General features: G+C 64.4%; 6 protein-coding genes. 2 read left to right on the top strand and 4 right to left on the bottom strand.

Annotation, left to right across the window (positions count from 1 at the left end):
* The coding region (locus tag ACFX5Q_RS31130; protein WP_404284032.1) for a hypothetical protein at nucleotides 1-646 on the bottom strand (646 nt) is incomplete at its 3' end.
* A gap of 12 nt (nucleotides 647-658) precedes the next feature.
* Entirely contained in the window at nucleotides 659-1507 is an 849-nt protein-coding gene (locus ACFX5Q_RS31125; RefSeq protein ID WP_404284030.1) for an RNA methyltransferase, read from the bottom strand.
* 220 nt (nucleotides 1508-1727) lie between these two features.
* Between ACFX5Q_RS31125 and ACFX5Q_RS31120 the strand changes: the two genes are divergently transcribed.
* Entirely contained in the window at nucleotides 1728-2939 is a 1212-nt protein-coding gene (locus ACFX5Q_RS31120; protein ID WP_404284029.1) for an NADP-dependent isocitrate dehydrogenase, read from the top strand.
* 12 nt (nucleotides 2940-2951) lie between these two features.
* Nucleotides 2952-3578 carry a glutathione S-transferase family protein gene (locus tag ACFX5Q_RS31115; protein ID WP_404284028.1) on the top strand — a complete coding sequence of 209 codons (627 nt, stop codon included), beginning with the start codon at nucleotides 2952-2954 and terminating at the stop codon, nucleotides 3576-3578.
* Between the two features lie 35 nt (nucleotides 3579-3613).
* Here the strand turns inward: ACFX5Q_RS31115 and ACFX5Q_RS31110 are convergent, their stop codons facing one another.
* Nucleotides 3614-3736, bottom strand: coding sequence for a hypothetical protein (locus ACFX5Q_RS31110; RefSeq protein ID WP_404284026.1), 123 nt, complete (start codon nucleotides 3734-3736; stop codon nucleotides 3614-3616).
* 10 nt (nucleotides 3737-3746) lie between these two features.
* Nucleotides 3747-6413, bottom strand: coding sequence for an alanine--tRNA ligase (gene alaS, locus ACFX5Q_RS31105; protein ID WP_404284024.1), 2667 nt, complete (start codon nucleotides 6411-6413; stop codon nucleotides 3747-3749).
* Between the last annotated feature and the right edge of the window lie 142 nt (nucleotides 6414-6555).

The following is a 6555-nucleotide window of genomic DNA, read 5'->3' as shown; positions in this document are numbered from 1 at the left end:
GCCGTGGCCGGCCGATCGGCTGGGCGACCGGTGCCGAGCCCGCGGCCGGCGCGGCGGTGCGCGCGGCAGTCGGTGCAGCGCTCGCAGCCATCATGCCGCCGCCCGCAGGCGCGGGAACGGCGCCATCGAAATCAAAGACGGATGTTAGTTCGTCGATATCGACGCCGCCGGCCGGCTTTGCCACCAGGATCGATACCCAGAGGCCGAATATGGAAAGGCCTAGCAGGTTCAAGCCGCCGGGCACGCTGTCTGGGTTGCCGAGGTCGATGACCAGCATGGTACCTGCCTGCAAGACTGCGTAGATGGCGGAGAACACGATGTAGGCCCACAGGATCCAACTGCGTCCGTTTGCGTCGCGGCTGCGGCGCCAGGCGATGTTGCCGCGCAGCAGCACAAACGCCAGAGACATGACCAGGATGACGCCAGCCATACCCTGCCGCGACGGGCCGGGTGTCGAATTGATCAGCCCCTCGAAGCCGATCGTTCCCGCGATGCAGACAACGATCGCCACAATCTCCGCCACCGTCGCGGCGACAGAGTAAAGAAAGAAGCGCAAACGACCGATACTGGACGCAAACATCCAACACCCCCAGTTTTGGGGACAATGGACGAAACCGAATAAGATTCGGTTACTGGCGAGCCTCAAGTTTAACCGGTTCTATTCTTCCTTGTCCGGCGACTGGTTTCGCGCCGCTGCAGGAAGCCGCCTTGGATCATCTCCAGGCGAACCGTCTCCGCGCGGCATCGCCGGTGAAAACCTGTCCAGCGACGAGATGATGCCACGCAGCACCTTGAGTTCCGGCTCGGCGAAACCGGCGCGCGTCAGCACCGCGCGCAGATTGTCGACCATCTTCGGCTTCTTCTGCGCCGGGCGAAAGTAGCCGCGCGCTTCGAGCGCGCCTTCCAGATAGGCGAACAGGCCGTGCAATTGCTCCTTGGTCGCCGGCAGCATTTCGGGGCCGGAGAAATTGGTCTTGGTCTCGTCCTCGAGGCCGGACTTCATCCATTCATAGGACATCAGAAGTGCTGCCTGGGCGATGTTGAGCGAGGAGAAGGCCGGATCGACGGGAAAGGTGACGATCTCGTCGGCGAGACCCACTTCGTCATTGTAGAGCCCGAAACGCTCGCGGCCGAACAGGATGCCTGTGCGCTGGCCGGCTGTGTGACGTGCCCGCAGCGCCCTGCCCGCTTCGACCGGGCCGCGCACGGCCTTAAAGCCGTCGCGCTCCCGCGCCGTGGTGGCGAAGACGAAATTGAGATCGGCGATCGCCGAGGCGAGATCGTCGAACACTTTGACGGCATCGATGACATGGTCGGCGCGGCTGGCGGCAGCGCGCGCCTTCTCGCTCGGCCAGCCATCGCGCGGATTGACCAGGCGCAGTTCGGCGAGGCCGAAATTGGCCATGGCGCGCGCGACCATGCCGATATTCTCGCCGAGCTGCGGTTCGACGAGGATGATCGCCGGGCCGGCGGCGGCGGCGGTGCTGGGATTTTCGTCGGCTGACATCGTCGTCAATGAACTGCTGTTTGCGGCATTTCAGCGTCCCCTGCCACATTCGGCCGCGAAAATGAAGCTCTCGCAAGGAACGGCCGATGCCACGGTGGGACCGGCCGGTGCGGATCGCCGTTTGCGCGGCCAAAAATGCTTTGATATACGAGCCGCATCCCCGGCCGAAAGCCATGCGGGCAGGCCGTTCCGATATCCCCAGCAACGAGGCATTCTTTCCATGGCGAAGATCAAGGTGGCGAACCCGGTCGTCGAACTCGACGGCGACGAGATGACCCGCATCATCTGGCAGTTCATCAAGGACAAGCTGATCCACCCCTATCTCGACCTCACGCTCGACTATTACGACCTCGGCGTCGAGCACCGCGACGCCACCAGCGACCAGGTGACCATCGACGCGGCCAACGCCATCAAGAAGCACGGCGTCGGCGTGAAATGCGCGACGATCACCCCCGACGAGCAGCGCGTCGAGGAATTCAAGCTGAAGAAGATGTGGAAGTCGCCGAACGGCACCATCCGCAACATCCTCGGCGGCACCATCTTCCGCGAGCCGATCATCATGAAGAACGTGCCGCGCCTGGTGCCCGGCTGGACCAAGCCGATCATCGTCGGTCGTCACGCCTTCGGCGACCAGTACCGCGCCACCGATTTCCGCTTCCCCGGCAAGGGCAAGCTGACGATCAAGTTCGTCGGCGAGGACGGCCAGGTTATCGAGCACGACGTGTTCGACGCGCCGGCGGCCGGCGTCGCCATGGCCATGTACAATCTCGACGAGTCGATCCGCGAGTTCGCCCGTGCCTCGCTGAACTACGGCCTGCTGCGCAACTATCCGGTCTATCTGTCGACCAAGAACACCATCCTCAAGGCCTATGACGGCCGCTTCAAGGACATCTTCCAGGAGGTCTACGAGCAGGAGTTCGAGGCCGAGTTCAAGGCGAAGAAGCTGTGGTACGAGCACCGGCTGATCGACGACATGGTGGCCTCCAGCCTGAAATGGTCGGGCGGCTATGTCTGGGCCTGCAAGAACTATGACGGCGACGTGCAGTCCGACACGGTGGCGCAAGGCTTTGGGTCGCTCGGCCTGATGACCTCGGTGCTGATGACGCCGGACGGCAAGACGGTGGAAGCCGAAGCCGCGCACGGCACCGTCACCCGCCACTACCGCCAGCACCAGAAGGGCGAGGAGACCTCGACCAATTCGATCGCCTCGATCTTTGCCTGGACGCGCGGGCTGGCCCACCGCGCCAAGCTCGACGACAATGCCGAGTTGAAACGCTTTGCCGAGACGCTGGAAAAGGTCTGCATCCAGACGGTCGAGAGCGGCTTCATGACCAAGGACCTGTCGCTGCTGATCGGCCCCGACCAACCTTGGCTCTCGACCACCGGCTTCCTCGACAAGATCGACGAGAATTTGCAGAAGGCGATGGCCTGACCGGCAATCGCGATGGGCAAGCCCATCGTCTACGGGGCGGACTACAGCGTCTATGTGCGCATCGTCCGCCTCGCGCTCGAGGAAAAGGGCATCGACTACGATCTCGTGCCGGTCGATGTCTTCGCGACGGAGGGCATTCCGGCCTGGTATCTCGAGCACCATCCGTTCGGCCGCATCCCGGCCTTCGAGCATGACGGGTTTCGCCTGTTCGAAACCAGCGCAATCGCCCGCTATGTCGACGAGGCGTTCGACGGCCCGGCGCTGCAGCCAAAAGACGCCCGCACCCGCGCAACCTTGAACCAGATCATCGGCATGCTCGACGCTTACGGCTATCGCGCCATGGTCTGGGATGTCGCCGTCGAGCGGCTGGAGAAGGAAGCGCCAGACGAGGCACTGATCGCCAGCGGGCTTCGCCACGCCGACACGGTGCTGCGGGTGCTGACGGCTCTGAAGAGTGAGGGGCCGTGGCTGCTGGGGTCGCAACTGACCCTTGCCGACCTGCATGCGGCGCCGGTCATTGGCTATTTCCTCAAGGTTGCCGAAGGGCGAGAAACGCTGGCCACGTTTCCGGAGATCAGGGATTGGTGGGCCCGCATCGCCGGGCGCGCGAGCTTCGTCAGGACCGAAAAGGCCGATTGAGCCGCCGCAAACCGGGCCCAGCAGAAGGCAATGGGCTAGAATCCTATCTCGGGCCGGGTGACCATCAGCCTGAGTATGGCGAGCACCGCGGCGAAAGCCGGAAAGCCGGAAAGGGCTTCCCCGGTCAGACCATAGCCGCCGAGAACGAGGACCTTCATGTGGTGGCTTTCAGGCGGCCTCGAGCGCCGCCCTTACCGCTGCAATCGCATCGCCGGCCTTCGAGGCATCGGGGCCGCCGGCCTGGGCCATGTCCGGGCGACCGCCGCCGCCCTGCCCGCCCAACGCGGCGGACGCGACGCGCACCAGGTCGACGGCGCTGAAGCGGCTGAGCAAATCGTCGGTCACGGCGACCACGACGCTGGCCTTGTTGTCCTCACCGGCGCCGACGAAGACGACGACGCCGGAACCGAGCGACGACTTGCCGGCATCGGCCAGCGGCTTCAGATCCTTCGGCGCCACGCCGGAGACGGCCTTGCCGAGGAAGCCGACGCCGGCAACGGTCTCGTTCTCGGCCGGCGCACCGGCAGCGGCACCACCGCCCAGCGCCAGTTTCTTGCGCGCTTCGGTCAGTTCCTTCTCGAGCTTCTTGCGCTCGTCGAGCAGCGCCTCGACGCGCGCCGGCACGTCGGCCGGCGAGATCTTCAGCGTCGCGGCAACCGTCTTCAGCCGCCTGTCCTGCTCGTCGAGATGTTTCCTGGCGGCCTCTCCGGTCAGCGCCTCGATGCGGCGCACGCCGGCAGCCACCGCGCTGTCCGAAACGACGCGCACCAGGCCGATGTCGCCGGTCGCCCTGACATGCGTGCCGCCGCAGAGCTCGACCGAATAGGGCCGGTTGGTCTTGGCGCCATGCAGGCCGGTGCCCATCGACACGACGCGCACCTCATCGCCGTATTTCTCGCCGAACAGCGCCATGGCGCCCTCGGCAATGGCGTCGTCGACCGACATCAGGCGCGTGGTCACCGGGCTGTTCTGCACGACGATCTCGTTTGCCATGCGCTCGACCTCTTCGAGATCCTCGGGCGAAATGGGCTTGTTGTGCGAGATGTCGAAGCGCAGGCGCTCGGGCGCGACCAGCGAGCCCTTCTGCGCGACATGCGTACCCAGCACCTCGCGCAGCGCCTCATGGATCAGATGCGTCGCGGAGTGGTTGGCGCGCAGCCTGGTGCGGCGCGCATGATCGACCTTCAGCTCGACGGCAGCGCCGGTCTTGACCGTGCCGCTGGCCACCTTGCCGAGATGCACGAAAAGCCCGTCGGCCTTCTTCTGCGTGTCTGATATCTCGATCGAGAACCCTTCGCCTGATATGACGCCGGTGTCGCCCATCTGGCCGCCGGACTCACCGTAGAACGGCGTCTGGTTGACGACCACGGCAACCGCGTCACCCTTGTTCGCGCTGTCGACGGTCTTACCGTCGCTGACCAGCGCCAGGATGAGGCCTTCCGCCTGCTCGGTCTCGTAGCCAAGGAACTCGGTGGCGCCGGTCTTCTCACGCACCGCAAACCAGACGGTCTCGGTAGCAGCGTCGCCGGAACCGGCCCAGCTCTTGCGCGCCTCGGCCTTCTGCCGCTCCATCGCATCGGTGAAGCCGGCAAGATCGACCGAAATGCTGCGCTGGCGCAACGCGTCCTGCGTCAGGTCGAGCGGGAAGCCGTAGGTATCGTAGAGCTTGAAGGCCGTCTCACCATCCAGCATATCGCCTGAGCCGAGCGTTTCCGTAGCGTCCGAAAGCAGGCCGAGGCCGCGTGCCAGCGTCTTGCGAAAGCGGGTCTCTTCCAGCTTCAGCGTTTCGGTGATGAGCGCTTCGCCGCGCCCGAGCTCCGGATAGGCCTGGGCCATCTCACGGACCAGCGCCGGCACCAGCTTCCACATCAGCGGTTCGTTCGCGCCGAGCAGCTGCGCATGGCGCATGGCGCGGCGCATGATGCGACGCAGCACATAGCCGCGGCCTTCATTGGACGGCAGCACCCCGTCGGCCACCAGGAAGCAGGAGGACCGCAGATGGTCGGCGATGACGCGGTACGAGCCGACAGTGTCGGCATCCGGGCCGCGGCCGAGCGCGGACGACGCTGCATCGATCAGATGACGGAACAGGTCGGTTTCAAAAACGCTTTCCACACCTTGCAGGATGGAGGCCATGCGCTCCAGACCCATGCCGGTGTCGATCGACGGTCGCGGCAGATCGATGCGCTCGTCCTTGGTCACCTGTTCATACTGCATGAACACCAGGTTCCAGAATTCGAGGAAGCGGTCGCCATCCTCCTCCGGGGTGCCGGGAGGACCGCCCCAGATGTGCTCGCCACGGTCGATGAAGATCTCCGAGCACGGACCGCACGGTCCGGTGTCGCCCATCGCCCAGAAATTGTCGGAGGTCGGGATGCGGATGATGCGATCGTCCGAGAAGCCGGCGATCTTTTTCCAGTAGCCGGCGGCTTCGTCGTCGGTGTGATAGACGGTGACCAGCAGCTTGTCCTTGTTCAGCCCGAACTCTTTGGTGATCAGGTTCCAGGCAAGCTCGATGGCGCGCTCCTTGAAATAGTCGCCGAAGGAGAAATTGCCGAGCATCTCGAAGAAGGTCAGGTGCCGCGCCGTGTAGCCGACATTGTCGAGATCGTTGTGCTTGCCGCCGGCGCGCACGCTCTTCTGCGCGGTCGTGGCACGCGAATAGGGCCGCTTCTCCAGGCCGGTGAAGACGTTCTTGAACTGCACCATGCCGGCATTGGTGAACATCAATGTCGGGTCGTTGCGCGGCACCAGCGGGCTCGAAGCCACGACCTCGTGGCCCTCCTTGCGGAAATAGTCGAGAAATGTCGACCGGATCTCGTTCACGCCACTCATGAGTGCTGCCTTTTTCGCGAAAACCGCCGGCAACCCGGCGGAAACTGGTCTCTGCTTTTCAGAAGATGCACTGGCCTTTTAGCGGGCACGCTCCACCCTGTCTAGAAACAGGGAATTGGGCCAATCCATGCCGCCCAAAAAC

The sequence above is a fragment of the Mesorhizobium sp. IMUNJ 23033 genome, assembly GCF_044778005.1.
Classification (GTDB): domain Bacteria; phylum Pseudomonadota; class Alphaproteobacteria; order Rhizobiales; family Rhizobiaceae; genus Mesorhizobium; species Mesorhizobium amorphae_A.
This window is presented reverse-complemented; position numbering and strand designations above follow the sequence as displayed.

Coding starts and splice junctions, on each gene's coding strand:
- ACFX5Q_RS31110 (WP_404284026.1), bottom strand. CDS start 3,736: ATGAAGGTCCTCGTTCTCGGCGGCTATGGTCTGACCGGGGAAGCCCTT.
- alaS (WP_404284024.1), bottom strand. CDS start 6,413: ATGAGTGGCGTGAACGAGATCCGGTCGACATTTCTCGACTATTTCCGC.
- ACFX5Q_RS31125 (WP_404284030.1), bottom strand. CDS start 1,507: ATGTCAGCCGACGAAAATCCCAGCACCGCCGCCGCCGCCGGCCCGGCG.
- ACFX5Q_RS31120 (WP_404284029.1), top strand. CDS start 1,728: ATGGCGAAGATCAAGGTGGCGAACCCGGTCGTCGAACTCGACGGCGAC.
- ACFX5Q_RS31115 (WP_404284028.1), top strand. CDS start 2,952: ATGGGCAAGCCCATCGTCTACGGGGCGGACTACAGCGTCTATGTGCGC.